Origin of the sequence: Candidatus Pelagibacter sp. (assembly GCF_052049775.1) — a bacterium.
In the GTDB taxonomy this organism is placed as follows: domain Bacteria; phylum Pseudomonadota; class Alphaproteobacteria; order Pelagibacterales; family Pelagibacteraceae; genus Pelagibacter.
On record NZ_JBNGZH010000008.1, the window covers coordinates 119,325 to 137,420 of the forward strand.

The window sequence follows — 18,096 nt, forward strand, 5'->3', positions numbered from 1 at the left end:
TAATTCAACTAAGAAGTTTATATTTTGGTCATATTTAGAAGCTAGAATATAAAAATGAGAAATTTTAAATTAATCGTGTTGTTACTTGGTTTCTTCTTAATGGTCACTGCATGTCAGACTGTACAAGAAAAAACTGACAAAATTGTTGAGCAAGAAAATAAAAGGTTGGGTAAATACATAGGTCAATTATCCAGTGAACTTAAAATTGATCTAGGAAATCCTGATGAAGATTTTAAGAACGAAAAAGGAAATCAAGTTCTTGTATATAAAACAAAAAAATATGGAATTTCTTGTGAAAGAAAATTTGAGGTAGACACTAACTCAGTGGTAATTGGATTTTCATCAAAAGGATGTTTTTAGTTTACTTGCGGAGCTAGTTGCCCCGCAAGCAAGGCTTTAACTTATCTAATTTCGATTAGTTTTTTCTTCTTATGCTCTGGTACAATTCTCTCGCAAGATATTGTTAAAAGACCATCTTTGAGCTCGGCACCATTTACTTTTACGTCATCAGCAATTGTAAATGATCTAGCAAATTGTCTTTGAGATATTCCCTTATGAATGATCTCTCCATCAGCATTTTTATCCTCAGATTTATCAACTTGTTTTGTTCTTACAGTTAATAAATTATCTTCGAACTCAACCTCAACATCTTTTTTGTTGAAACCTGCTAAAGCAACTTCAATAGCGTAGTTATCTTTACCAGTCTTTCTGATGTTGTATGGTGGGTAATTGGATTGCATTGTCATTGCACCATTTCCCAACATATTCTCAAATTGATCAAACATATCGTCGAACCCAATCGAGAATGGTCTTAATGAGTTAAATATAGATAGATCCTTACTTGTCATATATCCTCCTTTGTTAAGCAAGTTTATTTATAAGCCCCATTAGGCGACCTACATGGATGATATAAGAACGATTTAAGTTTTTTCAAGATTGAGAAATTAAATTTTTTTTGAAATTTTTAGTGCAAAAGCATAGTCTAAAGCTATTTCTTCTATAGCGCCATCTCTACCTGATTTTCCGCCATGACCTGCATCCATTTCTGTTTTTAAAAGTAATAAATTATTATCTGTTTTTAAGTCTCTTAGCTTGGCAGTAAATTTAGCAGGCTCATCAAACAATACTCTATTGTCACTTAAACTAGTGGTAATTAACATATGAGGGTAGTCCATTTTTTTTATATTATTATAAGGAGCATAAGAAAATATATAATCAAAGTGATCTTTATTATCCTTGGCATTACCAAACTCATCAAATTCACCAACTGTTAATGGTAGAGAGTGATCAAGGTTAGTAGTTAAAGAGTCAACAAATGGAACCGCCATTATAATTCCTAAAAATAATTTTGGAGATTGGTTTACCACTGCTCCCATTAATAATCCACCTGCAGATCCACCCATACCAATGATCTTACCAGCAGAAGAGTATTTCTTTTCAATTAAATATTTAGCTGCATAAATGTAATCCTCAAAAGTATTTTTTTTGTTTGTTAATTTTCCTTCTTTCCACCATTTCATACCTTTTTCCATTCCACCTCTAATATGGGCTGTAGCCCAGATGATATCTCTGTTGATCAAACTCAAACGTGTAGATGAAAAACTAGGGCTCATTGAATTTCCGTATGAACCATAACCGTACAATAAGACATTTGCAGTTCCATCAATCCTGGTTTTCTTATGTCTTGTTATTGTTAAAGGAACCATTCTTCCATCATGAGATTTATATTCAATTCTCTCTACGATATAATCTTCTGAATTATGGCCTGATGGAATTTCTTGTTCTTTAACTAATTTTTTAGATTTATCTGAAAGATTATATGAATAAACTCTTGAAGGAGTTTTCGGCGATGAATATCCGAGGTAAATTTCGTCTGTGTTTCGATCTTTTTGTTTAAGAGAAATATTTGGTACGTATACTTTTTCATCTGAAAAAATTAATTCTTCCTCAAAATTTGTTAATATATTTCTTATGAATAACTTATCTAATGCATCAGAAGTTTCTGATCGAATTATCCAATTTTTTAAAAACACACAACCACCAATTAAAACCTCATTTTTTGAAGGCACAAAAGGTTTCCAATTTTGGTTCTCTAAGCTTGAAGAGATATCAATCTTAAAATCTTCAGCATCATTATTTGTATGATTGTAAAAATTGTTGGCCCAAGAATTTATAGAGTATAAAATTCCTCTTTGTCTTTTAATTATTAATTTTGGTTTTGGAGTTATTTCATCAACGCCAAAGTAGTATTGCTCTGATGTGTTGTGATCAGAAGTTGTTATTAGATAATATTTTTCATCAGAGGTTAAGCTTATTCCAACTGTAAAAGCTTCACTTTTTTCCTCAAAAACCAAATAATCCTCACTTAAATGGTCCCCAATTTTATGTCTATATATTTTTCGGGCACGATGATTTTCATCTAATTTTGAGTAAAAAATATATTTATCGTCTAGACTAAAAGTAATACTGCCAGATGTATCCGTTATTTCTTTTGTGACCAACTTATTTGTTGAAATATCTCTTATGAAGATTTTGTAATACTCTGATCCTTTGGTATCCAGAGAATATGCAAGTAGCTTATCGTTATGGCTTACTTCTAAATCTCCCACTCCAAAATATTCAACGCCTAATTTTTCTTTTTCTTTATCTCCGTTCCAAATTTCTTCAACATTATCTGTATTAATTTTTTTACGGAGTTTGATAGAATAATTTCCTTTTGTTGTGGTTTTTGTCCAATAATCATAAGTGTGATCTCTAAAAGGAAGAGACTCATCATCTAATTTTATTCTTCCCTTTATTTCATCAAAGAGTTTTTTCTGTAAGTTTTTAGTATCTTTAAGATGATAGTCAGTATGATTGTTTTCTTCAATTAAGTATTTTTTTACTTCTGGATTTAATTTATTTTTGTCTTTTAAGACTTCAAGAATATCTTTTTGATGTATCCAGCTGTAATTATCTTCCCAACTCGTGTTGTGACAAGATTTTATTTCCAGTTTTTTTCTAAGTTGTGGTACTTTCATAAAAAAGAAGAACTATATGAATATCATAATTTATACATTAGTCATTTTGACTATTTTATACTTTCTATTGAAATTTATAACTAAGATTTCTTCAAAAAAAATATCAAAAGGTTTAAGGATTTTATTAATACTCGGATTTATTGTATTAGCAATTTTATTTGCCATCGGTGGGCGTTTTTTATTAACGTTGCCTTTTACATTAGCTAGTCTTGCATTATTAAAATTAAAAGGTCTATCTATTTTTCAATTAATATCGCTTTATAGATTAATTCAAACATTGAGAAGATCAGGAAGATTTTCTTTTAATCAATCGAACCTAAATAACTCATCTTCAATTTCAGTAACTGAAGCATATAAAATACTAAATTTAGATGTGAATAAAAAAATTACAAAAGAAGATGTAAATAAAGCTTATGTTAAAATACAAAAAAAAATCCATCCGGATATTTCACCAGAGACAGCTAGATTGTCCTCAATAGTAAATGAAGCAAAAGATATAGTTTTGAACGATATTTCTTAATTTAGAATCTCTAAAACTTTATCAAATATTTTCTGCGGATTTATTCTATCTTTTCCAGAGGTATGATGCTTGACAGTTTCCTCACCATCTGGAATTACAGGGAACATTTTAGAGTTATAATTTCCGTAAATAATTGGCGTATCAACCATCAAAGTTATCGTTTTAGTCCCCAATGCCGCAGATAAGTGACTAAAACTTGAGTCATTACAAACAGACAGATTGCAGTTTTTTATGATCGGCAAAATTTCTTTAATCGATAAATCATCTAAAGGTAAACATGTGTCTTTAAATTTAGACTGAAGTATTTCATTAAGAATAATTTGCTCATCACTATTCTTACCAGTGGCAAGATAAAACTTACATTTTTTAATTTTTGAAATTTTTTCCATAAAATTAATAAATATTCTTGAGGGAACCCTTTTCGTAGGGCCTGAGCCACCAATTCCTAAGAGTATATTAATTTTATTTCTATCAATGTTAAATTTTTTTACTGATTGTGAAATAGTTTCATCATCAATATGTATTTCAGGATCTTCAATTTCTTTAATATTCAATTTATCTTTTAAAAATTTTTTTGGCGTATTAATAATGTGCTGATCAGTTTTACTAAATAATGGATACTGATAAATTTCAGTTATTCCTGATAATTTTGCAATTATATTAAATCTAAAAGAAGAATTAAAAATGAAAATTTTATCAAAACTTTGTTTTTTTAATTCTTTCATTAAATTTAAAGTTCCAAAAAAACCCCCATGTTTATTACTTAATTTTTTATCTCTTTCTAAGATAAGAATTTTATTAATGTAATTAGTTTGATGTAAGAACTCTGTCGCTTTAGAATTTTCTCTTACCAGGAGACTTACTGGTGAATTGTATTTTTTTGATATTGCCTTAATAAAGGGTAAAAAGATTACTGTATCTCCAATACCCATTCTATTTTGGACAGCTAATATTTTCATATTCGATTTATAAACTTTACTAATTTTTATATTTTATATAAATTTTTATTATGACAAAAATAAGTGGGATATATGCAGCTTCGATGTCAGTTTTGAACTCTGATTTGAGCTTAAATATTGAAAAAACTATATCACATGCAGAAAATTTAATTGACCAAGGTTGTCATGGAACTGCAATATTTGGAAGCACTGGCCAAGCGCAATTAATTCCAATCGTTGAAAAGATTAAATTACTAAATCACCTTTCAGAAAGTAAATACAAAGAAAAACACTTAATCGGAACAGGATTAAATTCTTTAAATGAAACAATTAATTTAATGAAAATTTCAGTTTCTCTAAACTTTAAAAAATTTTTAATCATGCCACCAGCTTATTATAAATATCATGATAAGGATGTAATAAACTTTTACACAAAAATCATTGATGCAGTACCAGAGTCTAAAATTATACTTTATAATTTTGAAAAATTGTGTGGATATAAATTTAGTATTGAATGTGTGGAAAAATTGGTTCACAAATTTCCTGATCAAATTGTAGGTGTGAAGGATAGTTCTTACAATTTATTTGAAAAGCTAAAGTTGGAAAATTTTTCAGTTATGCCAGGTTCAGAGTCAAAATTGCTTAAAGGATTAGAAAATGGTTGTTCAGGAATTATTACTGCAACTTGCAATGCTACATCTCAATTAGCTCGAAAAGTTTACGATGATTTTAAAGAAAAGAAAGATCATTCTTTAAACCAAAAATTAGTCAATGTCAGAAATACTTTTGAAAAATATAATTTAATTTCAGCTCTTCATACTCTGTTTTCAAAAGAGAACAAAATTTATGGAAATCTATTACCACCTTTAAGTTTACTTAACGAAACTGATGAGAGAAATCTTTTGCAGAGTTTAAAAGATTTAAATTTTGAAACAAAATCACAATTGGCAGCTTGAGATGTATTTAGCAAGATTTCTTAATAAAGTATTTAAAAAAGGAGGGTTTATCCTGACCGACGCTGACTCCAAGGATTATATTATTGGTCAACCAACTGACGATCCTATCAAATTAAAAATTCTAAATAAGAAACTTCATTATAAATTACTATTCCATCCAGATCTTTACTTTGGAGAGGCATATACAAACGGAGATATAGTTATCGAAAATGGATCTCTGACAGATTTTTTAGATCTAGCATTGATGAATATTGGAAGAAACGAGTTAAACATTTTTAGTTATCTTTTAAATAAACTAAGGGGGTCTTACCGGTATCTTACCAATTTTAACTTTATCAAAAAATCTAAAATGAATGTTTCACATCATTATGATATCAAAGATGATCTCTATGATTTGTTTTTAGATCCTAAAAGACAATATTCATGTGCTTATTTTAAAAATGAAAATGATAGTCTTGAAACTGCACAGAATAATAAGATTCAACATATAATTAAAAAATTAAATATTAAACCTGACCAAAAAGTTTTAGACATAGGATGCGGCTGGGGATCATTAGCAATTGATATTGCTAAAAATGCTAAGTGTGAAGTTACAGGAATAACCCTATCAGAAAATCAACTAAACTATTGTAATCAAAAAGCAAAAGAAATGAATTTACAGAACCAAGTAAAATTTAAACTGATGGATTATAGAGAGCTAGATGAGAAATTTGATAGAATAGTGAGTGTTGGCATGTTTGAACACGTTGGAAGGAAATTTTATAAAAAGTTTTTTAAACAAATTGAAAAATTGTTGAAAGATGATGGTGTTTCGTTAATTCACACTATCGGGTCTGTTAACCCGCCAAGAGACCCTCATCCTTGGATTACAAAATATATTTTTCCTGGTGGTTATACACCAAGCTTAAGTGAAGTAACGAATCCTATTGAAAAAGCTGGCTTAATTGTAACCGACATTGAAGTTTTAAGACTTCATTATGCTCATACTTTAAGACACTGGAAAGAAAACTGTTTAAAAAATAAAGATAAAATAATCCAAATGTTCGATGAAAAATTTTTTAGAATGTGGGAGTTTTATCTCGCTGGTTGTGAAATGGCATTTAAGTGGGGTGATCAAGTTGTTTATCAATTTCAACTCACTAAAAATTATAGATCAACCCCTGTGACTAGAGACTATATTTATCAATAAATTATTGATAGAATCATTTCTTCTCAGAAATGAAAAAAAAACAAAAAAAATCAAAAAAAAAAAGAAAAGTATTAAAAAAAGCCAAATCCTATAAGTTTCGAAGAAAAGGTAAAAAAACTAAAAGAGTTGTTAAAAGATTTAAAAAAAAAAGAGTTATCAAAAAAAGGAAAAAGAAGGTTAAAAAATTAAAAAAAACTAACTATTTAAAACAAATTAAAAAAACCCAAAACGAAAGTATAGTTTTAAAATTAGTTAAATTACAGCTATCCCTAAAACCTCAATTCAATTTTAAATTTAATTTTAGTTTAGAAAAACATATTCAAGGTTTTTTTGACAAAATTTCAGAGACAATTTCAAGTTATAAAGTTTTAAAACGTGATGAAAAAAGAAGAATTAAGATAGAAAAAATTGAAAGAGAGAGGGCAGAAAAAATTGAGTTGGCTAAACAAAAAGAGGAAGAACAAGCTCTCAGAGTTAAACTAAAAGAACAAACACTTAAAGAAGAAGCTAGATTAGAAAAACAACGAGTAAAAGATATAAAATTATTCCTAAGAAAAGAGCAAGCACTTTTGAGAATTGAGCAAGCTGAAAAACAAAAACAGTTTTTAAAACAATTAAGACTAGATAAACAAATTGAAAAATTCAGAATTAGAGAAGTCAAAGAACTAGAAAAACTTGAGAAAATTTCTTTAAAAGAAAAAAGAGAAGACTATGCAGGTTTACAAGAAAGAATTGATAAACTTAAGGAAAAATATCGATTACTTCGAGATCAAAAAATTAAAGAAAGGGTTGAAGCATTAGGGGTTAAACTTCAAGGTGATGAAGATAGAGAAACCTTATTAGAAAAAGAAAAAGAATATACTTTAGCAAGACAAAAAATTGAATTTGCATTAGAAAGTTTTTACAGAAGTGCAAGTAGCCTAGTATTTCAGTTAAATAAAAGACATATCACCCGCGATATGTCTATTTTTCGTTGTATAGACAGAAGATTTGAAACAGGTGAAGTTTTTATTAAATGGGATGAGTCACAAGATGATGACTGGTTATTATTAATTTATATTAAAAATAATTCTCCAGATGAAGGAATTGTTATTGAAGATAAAACTAATCCTGAAAAAAATCTTTCTCATGAGTTTAGAAATGTAGATATTTTCAAAGCCTCAGATACAATGGTAGACTCTTTAACGCAACTCATTGCAAGGAAAAGAGCCAAAAATAATAATTAAACATTTATATTAAATTAGGTATTATCTATAATGATTTTAGGATCTGCCTTTCTAATAATTTTATATTTAATTTTCAGATACATTATTGCGTGGATCACATATTTTAATAATTTGGACCCAAGACTTGGTGATAGTACATGGCGGTTTACGTATGATTATCCAGTAGTTGGTGAGAGAGATATTTCTGATTTGGATGATAAGGACTTTGTTAGATTAAGAAGAAAAAAGAATAAAATTATTTTATTAATGTACTCAATAGTCTTAGTGATGTTTGTATCTTCCATGTCTCTATTAAGCAAATTTTTATTATTTTTTACAAGTTAGATTTTTTAAGTTGCTTTTTATTTTTTAAGTAAAGAAAAAAAGCTACTATTTCATATACAATTGAAAATATATTAAAGATGATTGGTAACTTAAAAAATTTATAAAGAAATTTATATTTTGGCATTTTTTTCCATAATAATAAAAAAGCTTCCGCACCTCCAATAACTTTTTCACCATCTTTGACATGCAGTCTTCTCAAAAGTTGTTTACTATCTTTGGAGGTTTCTTGTTCAGCTAATTCATTATCTGTAATATCAACCCAATCAATTTCCTCTATTTCTTCCTTCTTATAGAGATCAATTTCTGCCTTACAAATTTTACAAGAATTATTAAAATAAACTTTCATAATTAGATGATTTATTACTTATTTGTCCCATATATGTACATGCGTAAAATACTCTAGTTGAAAAATCTTTGAAACAATCTATTTAATGTCTCCTATGAGTAATTTCTTTGAAAAATCTGACCTATCAAGAAGTGAGGCTGAAAATATTATTTCGGATACTCTTCAGAAATGTGATGATGGTGAGTTGTACTTAGAAAATTCTAAATCTGAGTCAATTTTACTAGATGATAATAAGATAAAAAATTCTAGTTATAATTCAGATTTAGGATTTGGGTTTAGAGCTATCTCTGATGAAGTAGTTGCTTATTCTCACTCTAACGAAATTTCAAAAAACTCATTAAAGCAATCTTCAGAAAATTTAAAATCGACACTTAAATCTGTCAAAGGTACCTATAATCATGAAATTCCTAAATCTAATAAGAAATATTACGAAAACATTAACCCTATTGAACAAAAATCTCTTAATGAAAAAATTAAGATACTTAATGAAGTAAATAATTATTTACGTTCAAAAGATGACAACATTAAACAAGTTACAGCTAATTTTTTGGGAGAACAAAAATCAGTTGAAATAATTAGATCTGGTGGAGAAACTTTAACTGATGTTCGTCCTTTAATAAGATTCAATGTATCCGTTATGCTTGAGAAAAATGGAAGAAAAGAGACAGGTGTGTATGGTGTTGGGGGAAGACAATCTTATGACTCTTATTTAAAAGATGATAACTGGAAAAGTGTTTGTGATGAGGCTTTGAGAATAGCTTCAGTAAATTTAGAGAGTAAACCTGCGCCAGCTGGTGAAATGAAAGTTGTGCTAGGACCTGGTTGGCCAGCAATATTAATTCATGAGGCTGTTGGTCATGGTTTAGAAGGGGATTTTAATAGAAAAAAAACCTCAGCTTTTCATAATTTAATGGGCCAAAAAGTTGCAAGTGAAGGAGTTACAATTGTTGATGATGGTACTATTGATAACAGAAGAGGTAGTCTTACGATTGATGACGAGGGAACTCCGACAGAAAAAACTGTTTTAATTGAGAATGGGATTTTAAAAAATTTTATGCAAGATCGTCTAAACGCTCGTTTAATGAAAACCAAATCTACTGGTAGTGGAAGAAGAGAAAACTATAGACATATCGTTCTTCCAAGAATGAGAAATACAATGATGCTGAGTGGTAATCAGACTCAAGATGAGATGATTAAAGCTGTCGATAAAGGTATTTTTGCTGTGAGTTTTGGTGGCGGACAGGTTGATATTACCTCTGGAAAATTTGTATTCAATTGTACTGAAGCTTATGAGATTGTTAATGGTAAAATTGGATCTCCAATTAAAGGCGCGACACTTATTGGAGATGGCCCTTCAATTTTAAAAGAAGTTTCTATGGTTGGGAATGACATGATGATGGATCCTGGTATTGGAACATGTGGAAAAGCTGGTCAAGGTGTTCCTGTAGGCGTTGCTCAACCATCTATACTAATTAATAAGATGACTGTTGGCGGCACAAAACTTTAAATGGTCAAAGATCAAGAATTTCTAGAGAAAAAAGCATCATATTGTTTAGGTTTAGCTAAGAAATTAGGCGCAACCGAGTCCAGTGTGATTGTTAATAACTCTGTATCTGAAACTGTTAATTTTAGAAATAAAAAACTAGACGAGTCTAATAGATCAGATGATCTTGGAATAAGCATTACCACTTACATTGGAAAAAAAAAGTCATCAATATCTTCTTCTAATTTACTTGATGATAATCTAAACATTTTGATTGAAAAATGTGTTGAGACAACAAAAAATACTCCTGAGGATGAATTTAATTCATTACCAGATAAAGATTTATTGGCTAAAGAAGTTAAGGATTTAGATCTTTATGACGATACCCATATAGAAAACGATCAAAAAATAGATTATTTGAAAAAATTAGAATCCGCTGCTTCCAATGATAAAAAGATTGTTAATACAGAATCTAGTTTTACTCAAAATAAATCAAATTTTATTTTAGCCAATAGTGAAGGTTTTTGTGCTGGCTACAAAACATCTTCATTTACAGCCTCGAGTGTCACAGTTGCCAAAGATGAAAAAAGTATGGAGAGAGATTATGAATATTCTAGTAAATGTTTTCTGAAAGACTTGGATGACGCAGGAGAATTAGGTAAACAAGCTGCTGATCAAACAATTAGAAAATTAAGCCCCAAAAAAATAGGTAGTGAAAAAATTGCTATAATTTTTGACAAAAGAATTGCTAAGGGAATACTAAGTACTTTTGCAAGTGCGATTTCATCATCAGCAATATCAAGAGGAACCTCTTTTTTAAAAGATAAAGTTAACCAAAAAATTTTTTCTGATAAAATTAATGTCTTAGATAAACCGGATATACTCAAAGGTTTAGGCTCAAGAAATTTTGATAGCGAGGGGGTTAAAACTGATACTCTTAAGTTAGTAGACCAAGGAATTTTAAAACATTATTTGATTGATACTTACAATGGAAAAAAATTAAACCTTAAATCAAATGGAAGATGTGGAGGGACAAGCAATCTTTATTTTGAAAATGGAAATATTAGTTTTAAAGATTTATTGAATTCAAAATCAAAAAGTCTCTATATTACAGAAACTATAGGACACGGAAGTAACATTGTAACTGGTGATTATTCTGTAGGTGCAACAGGTTTTTTAGTGGAAAACGGAGAGTTTAAGTATCCTATAAATGAAATTACTATTGCAGGTAATTTTAAAGACATGTTTAAGAATATTACTCTCGCAAATGATTTAGAGTTTAAATATTCAACCAATTCACCAACCATGATGATTGAGGGAATGGTTGTTGCTGGTAAATGAGTGAATTTTGCGTAATCGGCTCAGGTATTTCCGGAGCTACAATTGCGAATCTTCTTAATAAAAAAAATTCAGTAATCCTATTTGATAAAGCGAGAGGTCCAGGAGGACGTGCATCTTTCAAAAGAATGAAAGGTAATATAGGCTTTGATCATGGCACTCAATACTTTTCGCCAAAAACCCCAGAATTTAAAAAATTTACCAAAGATTTAATTAAAAAAAGAATTTTAAAGGTTTGGGGTGGTAAACACATTTTTCTTAACTCCAAAAAAAAAGAAAATAAAAAACATCTGAAAATTATAGGTAAAAATGGAAACAATGATATTAGCAAGTACTTATTAAAAAAAATCAATTGTAACTATCAAAGTGAATTAAAAAAAATTCATTATAAAAACAAACTTTGGCATTTATCATTTGCTGATGGAAAATTGAGATCTTTTAAAAGTATTATTTTGACCTGTCCTTTTCCACAATTAAAAAAACTCTCTAAAAGATTCATAAATAATTCTTTTTTAAAAAAATCAATTAAAATGGATGCAAATATAACTACTATGATTGCTATAAAAAAAAACAAGAAATCAAATAGTAGCTATCTTTTCGAAGATCCAATACTTGGTTGGGCGGGTAATGAAAACTCAAAAAAAAGATTTAAATCAAAATATGATTTATGGACTCTCCAAAGTACGTTTAATTGGGCAAATAAAAAGATTAATCAAAATAAAGAAAATAAGAAAGAGAATTCAAAAATTATGATTGATAAGTTCTTTAAACTTTCAAATATTAAAAAAACTAAAATTAACTTCTCTCTTAATCATGGTTGGAAATACTCTTCTAATTCAAAACCTTTCAAAATTAAAAGTTATTGGGATCCAAAGAAAAAAATAGGTGTTTGTGCTGATTGGTTTGTAGGGCCAAGACTAGAGTCAGGGTGGATAAGTGCACGGGATTTATTTAAGAAAATTTCAAGATAAATTATTCAAAGCTTTTTAATCTGTACTCCCAATTACCCATCCTGGAATAAGTCACTTTTAAAATTCTTAAATTTTCTTGATCGTACCAAATATTAAAGTCTAATCTTTTATCTTTAGGAATATTCATATCTTTAGATTTAAGTGTAAAATGATCAGCATCATAAATTTTTCCATAAAGATCAATTTTTTCTTTTCCTATAAAAGTAACAACCTGTTCTTTAATACTTCCAGATATTGGGCTTATTTGAGATCCTGCTTGTAAGATTTTATGATTCCACCAATTTCCAATAACGTTATTAGTTGTTGCTTCGCCATTGAATGAGGAGCCCTTGATATCATATTTTTTACTTTTCTTATTTAATTCTAAATTTACAAATTTTTCTTTATCATTTTGAAGAGTTTTAGAGTTAAAAGATATCAACTGATCTTTGATATATTTTTCTTCACCATATGACTCCACTTGAAAAATTGTAGCTCCTAATAGATCAACAGAAAATTTAAATTGATTTGTAATAATAGTTTCTTCGCCATTTCTCTCAAAAAAATAATAATTGTATCCAATTAATTCACCATTTCTAAAAATCTCCATTTCAATTTTGTTATATTTATTGTAGTGACCCATATGTGCCATGGAAATAACTGGAAAAATTACAATAAATAAGATGGCTATAAATTTTTTCATTTGGCAATTACATTAGTGGACTTTATCTATAATAGAAATAACTTATTAAGATGTTTTTAAAAATAAAGAAAATACCAAAAGTTAGTTGGAGTTCTGACAAGCCATATAATTTTAAACCAAAATTTTCCACTTTCTTTTTTTTATGTTTTGGTCTGACGTTGTTTGGTCTTGGTGAAGGGTTATTGATTGTTTCCTTTACAGGCGCTTCTCCGTGGAGTGTTTTAGCTCAAGGTATTTCCTTGAATGTTAACTTAAGTATTGGAACAATTACTCTTTTAATAAGTATTGCTGTCTTAATTTTATGGATTCCTCTAGGCCAAAAACCAGGAATGGGCACAATATTTAATGCATTAATTATAGCCTTTATGATTGATCTTTGTATTAAGTTTGTACCAACCCCGTCTAATTATCTTAATCAATTAATCCTAGCAGTAATTTCTGTAATGATGGTTGGAATAGGTGGGGGCATTTATTTAGTTTCTAATCTTGGTGCAGGACCAAGAGATGGATTAATGATTGGTTTACAAAAAGTAACTAACTTACCAGTGGCAGCCGTTAGAGCTTTTTTAGAAATTTCTGTTGTAAGTATTGGTTGGTATTTAGGTGGAACAGTAGGGGTTGGAACTCTTTTATTCGCTTTTGGTATTGGTCCGTGCGTTGCTCTAGGTCTATTTTTAGTTGATAAAATTTTTGATTAGGCAGCAGCGCCTGATTTTTCACTTCTTTTTCTTTCATGAGGATCAAGAATAGCTTTTCTTAATCTACAAGACTCTGGAGTAATTTCTAAAGCCTCATCTGTATTTAACATACTTAATTGTTCAGCAATCGACATTTTTCTTACAGGAGTTAAGACAACATTTTCATCAGTACCCTGCGTTCTCATATTGGTTAATTTTTTTCCCTTCATGACATTAATAATCATATCTCCTGGCTTAGGTGATAGTCCCACAATCATTCCTGGATAAACAGGATCGTTATGAGTTACAAACATTTCTCCTCTTGCCTGTAAATTAAAGATTGCAAAAGCAACTGCCTTTCCTTGTTCCATAGAAATTAGAGCACCATTTCTTCTGCCCTCCATTTCACCTTCAAATGGACCATATTCATGAAAAATTCTATTGATGACACCGTTTCCTTTTGTCAGCGTTAAAAATCTACTTGTATATCCCATCAAACCCCTTGTTGGTGCATGAAATATAAGCCTCTTTTTATTTTTACCAGTATCTTTTAATTCTATTAATTTTCCTTTTCTTCTATTCATTGAATCAATTATTTTTGATGAATGCTCTTCATCAAGATCCATTGTAATTTCTTCTATTGGCTCAAGTTTGTTTCCATTTTCATCTTTTTTATAAAGAACTTTTGGAGGGCTCACTGTCATTTCAAAACCTTCTCTCCTCATTTGAGTAAGTAAAATTTCCAACATTAATTCACCACGTCCACTAACCACAAAAGAGTCATTTCCCTCATTTTCAGTAAATGTAATTCCAACGTTATTTTGTGCCTCTTGAACTAATCGATCTCTAATTTGTGTGCTTGTAAGTTTTTTACCTTCTGTGCCAGCTAAAGGTGATGTATTTACAGTGATTGTAATTGACATAGTTGGAGGATCTATAGGAGTGGCTTCTATTGGTTCGTTAACCTCAAGATCACAAATAGTATCTGCAACATTAGCTTTTTCTAAACCTGCAACAACTACAATATCTCCAGCTTCACCAACCTCAATTGGAACTTTTTTGGTTCCTTCGTATCTAAAAATTTTAGTTAATCTTCCTTCGTCAATTTTTTCTCCATTTAAATTGATTGCTTTTATTGCTTGATTAGCTTTTGCTGTTCCCTGTGAAATTCTACCAACCAAGCTTCTTCCTAAGAAACTATCAGCATAAAGAAGTGTAGAAAGCATAGCAAAAGGTTTTGATTTATCTAATTCAGCTGGTTTAACATGGTCTATAATTTTATCTAAAAGTGGGTTCAGATTCTCTCTTGGACCATCAACTTCATGATCAGCCCATCCAGATCTTCCACTGGCATATAAAACTGGGAAATCTAGTTGTTCTTCATTAGCATCTAAACTTACAAATAAGTCGAATGTTTCATCTAGAACTTCATTAGCTCTTTGATCTGATTTATCTAATTTATTTATAACCACAATTGGCTTTAAGCCTTGTTTCAATGCTTTTGCTAAAACGAATTTTGTTTGAGGCATCACACCCTCAGCAGAGTCTATTAGTAATAATGCTCCATCAGCCATACTAAGTACTCTTTCAACTTCAGCAGCAAAATCTCTGTGGCCGGGGGTATCAATTATGTTTATTCTAGAATCTTTCCAATTAATCGAGGCAGGTTTAGCTAATATTGTAATTCCTCTTTCTTTTTCTAATTCTCCAGAGTCCATCAGCCTTTCATCAACAACCTCATTTTCTCTAAATGAACCACTTTGCTTCATTAGATTATCAATTAGGGTTGTCTTACCATGATCAACATGGGCAATTATGGTGATGTTTCTTATAGTATTATTCATAAATCCGGGTTCTTATACATATTTAAACACTTTTGAAAACTTAAAAAAACTACACTAGGCTTGAATAAATTAAGGTTTTTTTCTTAATTTTTATTTTTTTCGCTTTTCGCGTTTAAGTTTTCTTTTTTCTTTAAAATTTAATTTAGGTTTTTTTTTGACACTAGAGTCTTTAAACGATTTTCCACTATATCTTTTAGACATAATCCTGAGTTTATATCATTTACAAAATATTATATATCAATGAATATGCAAAATCTTCAAATAGCTTTTAAAAATAAAAAGAAGGTTTTTTTAAAATCTATTAAAAGTAAAAATACTAAAAGTCGAAACAAATATAAAAGAGTTGCTTTATCTACAATTAGATATGCTGGAGGAAAATCTCTAGCTGTAGGACATGTTTTTGAATTATTACCAAATCATGTCAAAAAAGTAGTATCTCCTTTTTTTGGTGGAGGATCTGTTGAGATAGCAATGAGTAAATTTTTAGGACTCGATGTAGTTGGTTACGATATTTTTGATATTCTTTGTAATTATTGGAACTTTCAAATTAAAAAACCAGAAGCACTTTATAAAAAACTTAGTCAGCTAAAACCTTCTTTTAAAGAATTTGAAAGAATTAGAAAAATCTTAAATAAAGTTTGGAAAAAAGAGATTAAATTAGACCCTTTAACCTTAGCAGTTTATTATGTTTATAATTTCAACTTATCTTATGGTCCAGGCTTTATGGGTTGGACATCAGAAATTTACTTAAATAAAAAAAAATATCAAAAAATGTTGGAAAAAATTAAAAATTTTAAACCCGGAAAATTATCCGTGAAACAAGGAGATTTTGAAAAAGTCTTAAAAAAACATAAAAACGACTTTTTGTATTGTGACCCACCCTATTTCATTGGGCCTGACTCTAAAATGTTTAAAGGAGTTTACCCTATGAGAAATATACCTGTTCACCATAGGGATTTTCAACATGAAAGGCTAAGAGACATGTTAAAAAAACATAAGGGTGGATTTATACTATCTTATAACGATTGCCCGACGATAAGAAAATATTACAAAGATTTTAAAAAGTCATATCCAACATGGCAATATACAATGGGTCAAGGTGAGACTAGAATTGGAAAAAACAGAATTGAAAAGGGAAATAAACACATAAAAAATTCACATGAAATTTTAATTTTTTCTCCGTCTTAAAATTCTTGATTGAAAATTAGATAATTTAATATTACATTTTCTTATGAAAAAACTAATCTTAATTTTAACCATATATCTAATATCAACAATAAACGCCAATGCTGAGTTTTCTTTTACATTTGAATGGGGTGATATTAAAAAATGTACAAGTGGAAATCCTAACAAAGTTGAAAATCCAATTTTTAACTTAGTAAATGTTCCAGAGGGAACTAAAGAATTAAGATTTAAAATGAAAGATAAAGATGTTCCACAATATAATCATGGAGGTGGAAAAATTAAAAATTATGGTGGCGAAACTGTGATTCAACCTGGTGCTTTCAAGTATAAAAGCCCTTGCCCTCCTTCAGGATCTCATACATATGAATGGACAATAACTGCAGTTGGAGACAAAAAGAAAAAACTTGGTAAAGCTAAAGCAACTAGAGAATATCCAGAATAAAATTATTTTATTAGTTTATTAAAATTCTTGAAGGAATTGACGAGCTTACTAACCGTCTGAAAGATTGCATGCTCTTGGAAAAAATTTCAGAATAAGTATTTTTTTCATCATAAATTATATTTTTTTTATTCATTTCTTCCTCTTTAAATTTATTTATATTTTTTAGTGTTGAAAATAATTTTATTTTCATATCCTCTGGAACATGATCAAATTTAAAATTGAAATTTTTTAATTCACCTTTATTTGTTGCAAGGGTGTATAGATTTGTAACTTTGATAGATGATTTTTCCAAATAAGTTTTGTCATAAAAATAATATAAATTTTTAAATACAGCGTTAAAAGTAGATAAAACAGTATTTAACGTTAAATTATTTGAAAAATCTGTAATTGAATTGCTTATTAAAATTCCATCATCATAAAGACAATTTTTTAAGTCATTATAGAATTCTATTGTTGTTAAATGATCAGGTATTCCATCTGCAAAAAACAAATCAATAATAATTAAGTGATATCTTTTTTTACAATTTCTCACATAAGTTCTTGCATCTTCAAAAAAAAGGTTTGTATTTTTCTTTTTATATTTGAAAAACTTTTCTGCAATTTCTAAAGTTGTTGGATCAATTTCAACAACATCTATTTCATAACCTTTGGTAGACAATTTTTTTGGAATGATACCTCCACCAAAACCCAATATCAAAGCATCGCCCGATGATGATTGTTGAGATAAAGCATCCATCATATATGTATAAACGCTTAAAGAATTTCCATTTCTATCAATAGTATTTTGTGTAAATCCATTTTGATATAATTTATATGAATATATATTATTTTGATTTGAAGGTTGAATGCCAACCACTTTTAAATTTCCATAGTATGAAGGTTTTTCATATTTAATAATATAAGTGTTACCCCAAGAGTCTTTTGTAGTTGTAAAATAGTTTAAATAATTTTGTTT

At 29.1% G+C, this 18,096-nt stretch carries 19 protein-coding genes; 12 read left to right on the forward strand and 7 right to left on the reverse strand.

All coding sequences use genetic code 11. The features are described 5' to 3' along the window. The first annotated feature begins 54 nt into the window (after positions 1–54). Positions 55–360, forward strand: a complete 306-nt coding sequence (locus ACTT83_RS02225; RefSeq protein WP_440918559.1) for a hypothetical protein — start codon at positions 55–57, stop codon at positions 358–360. 41 nt (positions 361–401) lie between these two features. Here the strand turns inward: ACTT83_RS02225 and ACTT83_RS02230 are convergent, their stop codons facing one another. Further along, on the reverse strand, positions 402–848 hold the full coding sequence (locus ACTT83_RS02230; protein ID WP_440916771.1) for an Hsp20 family protein: 447 nt from the start codon (positions 846–848) through the stop codon (positions 402–404). Positions 849–944: 96 nt separating this feature from the next. Then, the gene (locus ACTT83_RS02235; RefSeq protein ID WP_440918560.1) at positions 945–3,020 is read right to left on the reverse strand and encodes a S9 family peptidase; all 2,076 of its coding nucleotides are present in this window, start codon (positions 3,018–3,020) and stop codon (positions 945–947) included. 16 nt (positions 3,021–3,036) lie between these two features. On the opposite strand from ACTT83_RS02235, the gene ACTT83_RS02240 reads away from it, so the two are divergent. Then, the gene (locus ACTT83_RS02240) at positions 3,037–3,540 is read left to right on the forward strand and encodes a J domain-containing protein (protein ID WP_440916773.1); all 504 of its coding nucleotides are present in this window, start codon (positions 3,037–3,039) and stop codon (positions 3,538–3,540) included. Here the strand turns inward: ACTT83_RS02240 and ACTT83_RS02245 are convergent. Further along, positions 3,537–4,499, reverse strand: a complete 963-nt coding sequence (locus ACTT83_RS02245; protein WP_440918561.1) for a glycosyltransferase family 9 protein — start codon at positions 4,497–4,499, stop codon at positions 3,537–3,539. The genes ACTT83_RS02240 and ACTT83_RS02245 overlap by 4 nt on opposite strands. 50 nt (positions 4,500–4,549) lie before the next feature. Between ACTT83_RS02245 and ACTT83_RS02250 the strand changes: the two genes are divergently transcribed. The 4 genes from ACTT83_RS02250 to ACTT83_RS02265 are packed head-to-tail and all read left to right on the forward strand — an operon-like array spanning position 4,550 to position 8,173. Beyond that, entirely contained in the window at positions 4,550–5,434 is an 885-nt protein-coding gene (locus tag ACTT83_RS02250; protein ID WP_440918562.1) for a dihydrodipicolinate synthase family protein, read from the forward strand. Further along, positions 5,406–6,623 (forward strand): class I SAM-dependent methyltransferase, encoded by a 1,218-nt coding sequence (locus ACTT83_RS02255; RefSeq protein WP_440916776.1) that lies wholly within the window; start codon positions 5,406–5,408, stop codon positions 6,621–6,623. The genes ACTT83_RS02250 and ACTT83_RS02255 overlap by 29 nt, the downstream gene beginning before the upstream one ends. A 29-nt stretch (positions 6,624–6,652) precedes the next feature. Beyond that, positions 6,653–7,849: a hypothetical protein gene (locus ACTT83_RS02260; RefSeq protein WP_440918563.1), complete on the forward strand. Its 1,197-nt coding sequence runs from the start codon at positions 6,653–6,655 to the stop codon at positions 7,847–7,849. Positions 7,850–7,879: 30 nt separating this feature from the next. Further along, on the forward strand, positions 7,880–8,173 hold the full coding sequence (locus ACTT83_RS02265) for a hypothetical protein (RefSeq protein WP_440916778.1): 294 nt from the start codon (positions 7,880–7,882) through the stop codon (positions 8,171–8,173). Here the strand turns inward: ACTT83_RS02265 and ACTT83_RS02270 are convergent. Then, on the reverse strand, positions 8,163–8,519 hold the full coding sequence (locus ACTT83_RS02270; protein WP_440917771.1) for a DCC1-like thiol-disulfide oxidoreductase family protein: 357 nt from the start codon (positions 8,517–8,519) through the stop codon (positions 8,163–8,165). The genes ACTT83_RS02265 and ACTT83_RS02270 overlap by 11 nt on opposite strands. 94 nt (positions 8,520–8,613) lie before the next feature. Here ACTT83_RS02270 and tldD point away from each other — a divergent pair, with 94 nt between their 5' ends. Genes tldD through ACTT83_RS02285 form a run of 3 tightly spaced genes read left to right on the forward strand, consistent with a single transcriptional unit; the run spans position 8,614 to position 12,311 of the window. Further along, positions 8,614–10,026: a metalloprotease TldD gene (gene tldD / locus ACTT83_RS02275; protein WP_440918564.1), complete on the forward strand. Its 1,413-nt coding sequence runs from the start codon at positions 8,614–8,616 to the stop codon at positions 10,024–10,026. Next, a complete protein-coding gene (locus tag ACTT83_RS02280) occupies positions 10,027–11,343 on the forward strand; it encodes a TldD/PmbA family protein (protein WP_440918565.1) in 1,317 nt (438 codons plus the stop codon). After that, positions 11,340–12,311, forward strand: coding sequence for an NAD(P)/FAD-dependent oxidoreductase (locus tag ACTT83_RS02285; RefSeq protein WP_440918566.1), 972 nt, complete (start codon positions 11,340–11,342; stop codon positions 12,309–12,311). The genes ACTT83_RS02280 and ACTT83_RS02285 overlap by 4 nt, the downstream gene beginning before the upstream one ends. A gap of 1 nt (position 12,312) precedes the next feature. Here the strand turns inward: ACTT83_RS02285 and ACTT83_RS02290 are convergent, their stop codons facing one another. Continuing rightward, on the reverse strand, positions 12,313–12,993 hold the full coding sequence (locus ACTT83_RS02290; RefSeq protein ID WP_440918567.1) for a DUF6134 family protein: 681 nt from the start codon (positions 12,991–12,993) through the stop codon (positions 12,313–12,315). 50 nt (positions 12,994–13,043) lie between these two features. Between ACTT83_RS02290 and yczE the strand changes: the two genes are divergently transcribed. Further along, the gene (gene yczE / locus ACTT83_RS02295; protein WP_440918568.1) at positions 13,044–13,691 is read left to right on the forward strand and encodes a membrane protein YczE; all 648 of its coding nucleotides are present in this window, start codon (positions 13,044–13,046) and stop codon (positions 13,689–13,691) included. Here the strand turns inward: yczE and typA are convergent. Further along, positions 13,688–15,514: a translational GTPase TypA gene (gene typA / locus ACTT83_RS02300; protein ID WP_440918569.1), complete on the reverse strand. Its 1,827-nt coding sequence runs from the start codon at positions 15,512–15,514 to the stop codon at positions 13,688–13,690. The genes yczE and typA overlap by 4 nt on opposite strands. 246 nt (positions 15,515–15,760) lie before the next feature. On the opposite strand from typA, the gene ACTT83_RS02305 reads away from it, so the two are divergent. After that, entirely contained in the window at positions 15,761–16,702 is a 942-nt protein-coding gene (locus tag ACTT83_RS02305; RefSeq protein ID WP_440918575.1) for a DNA adenine methylase, read from the forward strand. Between the two features lie 43 nt (positions 16,703–16,745). Beyond that, positions 16,746–17,141, forward strand: a complete 396-nt coding sequence (locus ACTT83_RS02310; protein ID WP_440918570.1) for a phospholipid-binding protein — start codon at positions 16,746–16,748, stop codon at positions 17,139–17,141. A 10-nt stretch (positions 17,142–17,151) separates the two neighbouring features. On the opposite strand, the gene ACTT83_RS02315 is transcribed toward ACTT83_RS02310, so the two are convergent. Further along, on the reverse strand, positions 17,152–18,096 hold a 945-nt coding region (locus ACTT83_RS02315), incomplete at its 5' end, for a spermidine synthase (RefSeq protein WP_440918571.1).